The sequence below is a fragment of the Azospirillum sp. RU38E genome (genome assembly GCF_900188385.1).
Taxonomy (GTDB): Bacteria; Pseudomonadota; Alphaproteobacteria; order Azospirillales; family Azospirillaceae; genus Niveispirillum.
Window position 1 is genome coordinate 1 of record NZ_FZOI01000057.1, and the last position, 2,162, is coordinate 2,162.

1 protein-coding gene is annotated in these 2,162 nt (G+C 64.8%); it reads left to right on the plus strand.

Going from position 1 to position 2,162, the window contains the following annotated elements:
- Positions 1-20: 20 nt before the first annotated feature.
- The coding region (locus CHB97_RS25625; protein WP_371333151.1) for a beta strand repeat-containing protein at positions 21-2,162 on the plus strand (2,142 nt) is incomplete at its 3' end.

The window sequence follows — 2,162 nt, forward strand, 5'->3', positions numbered from 1 at the left end:
CGGGCCTGAGCAGCACCCAGATGGGCGCGCTGACGACGGACCAGATTGGCAATCTGACGACGAACCAGCTGCGTTCGCTGACCTCGGCCCAGATTGCCGCGCTGACGACGACGCAGGTCAGCGCGCTGTCGACCACCCAGGTCGGAGCGCTGACGACGACGCAGGTTCGTGGTCTTGAGACGACGGATATTGCGGCGCTGACGACGGAGCAGATTGGGGTTCTGACGACGGGCCAGCTGGCGGCGATGACGTCCACGCAGATCGGCGGGATCGAGACGACGGGCCTGGCGGTTCTGACGACGACGCAGGTTCGTAGTCTGACGACGGCCCAGATTGCCGGTCTGACGACGACGCAGGCTGAAGGTCTGACGACGACGCTGATCGGTGCGCTGTCGACGACGCAGGTTCGTGCGCTTGAGACGACGGATATTGCCGAGCTGACCTCGACGCAGATTGCGGGTCTGGTTTCCAGCCAGATGCCGGGCCTGTCGACGACCCAGCTGAATGCGCTGACGACGGATACGTTGGCGGCGCTGGGGACTGAGCAGCTGGCGGGTCTGCAGACGGCGCAGGTCATTGGTCTGGACAGCACCCGGATGGGGTCGCTGACGACGACGCAGATCGGTGGCCTGAGCAGCACGCAGATGCGGGCGCTGACCTCGGCGCAGATTGCGGCGCTGACGGAGACGCAGATTGGTGGTCTGACGGAGACGCAGCTTGGGGCGCTGACGACGACGCAGGTTCGTGGTCTGGAGACGACCGACCTGATCGCGCTGACGACGACCCAGGTTGTTGGTCTGACCGCTGTGCAGATTGGTGCGCTGACGACGGTACAGCTGAATGCGCTTGAGACGACGGATCTCGCGGCGCTGACCACCACGCAGATCCGTGGTCTGACGACGGCCCAGCTGACCGGCTTTACCACCGATCAGACGGCGGCCCTGACCTCCGACCAGCTTGGTGCGCTGACGACGACGCAGATCCGGGGTCTTGAGACCGCTGACTTTGCGACCCTGACCTCGACCCAGCTGTCAGGCCTGATCGCCACGCAGATGCCGGGTCTGACGACGGCCCAGCTGAATGCACTGACGACGACGGCCGTGATTGCGCTGACGACGACGCAGTTGTCCGGCTTGCTGACAAGCCAGATTGCGGGCCTGAGCAGCACCCAGATGGGCGCGCTGACGACGGACCAGATTGGCAATCTGACGACGAACCAGCTGCGTTCGCTGACCTCGGCCCAGATTGCCGCGCTGACGACGACGCAGGTCAGCGCGCTGTCGACCACCCAGGTCGGAGCGCTGACGACGACGCAGGTTCGTGGTCTTGAGACGACGGATATTGCGGCGCTGACGACGGAGCAGATTGGGGTTCTGACGACGGGCCAGCTGGCGGCGATGACGTCCACGCAGATCGGCGGGATCGAGACGACGGGCCTGGCGGTTCTGACGACGACGCAGGTTCGTAGTCTGACGACGGCCCAGATTGCCGGTCTGACGACGACGCAGGCTGAAGGTCTGACGACGACGCTGATCGGTGCGCTGTCGACGACGCAGGTTCGTGCGCTTGAGACGACGGATATTGCCGAGCTGACCTCGACGCAGATTGCGGGTCTGGTTTCCAGCCAGATGCCGGGCCTGTCGACGACCCAGCTGAATGCGCTGACGACGGATACGTTGGCGGCGCTGGGGACTGAGCAGCTGGTGGGTCTGCAGACGGCGCAGATCATTGGTTTGAACAGCACCCAGATGGGGTCGCTGACGACGACGCAGATCGGTGGCCTGAGCAGCACGCAGATGCGGGCGCTGACTTCGGCGCAGATTGCGGCGCTGACCGTGACGCAGATTGGTGGTCTGACGGAGACGCAGCTTGGAGCGCTGACGACGACGCAGGTTCGTGGTCTGGAGACGACCGACCTGATTGCGCTGACGACGACCCAGGTTGTTGGTCTGACCTCGGTGCAGATTGGTGCGCTGACGACGGTACAGCTGGGGGCGATTGAGACGACGGATCTCGCGGCGCTGACCACCACGCAGATCCGTGGTCTGACGACGGCCCAGCTGACCGGCCTCACCACTGACCAGACGGCTGCTCTGACCTCCGACCAGCTTGGTGCGCTGACGACGACGCAGATCCGGGGTCTTGAGACCGCTGACTTTGCG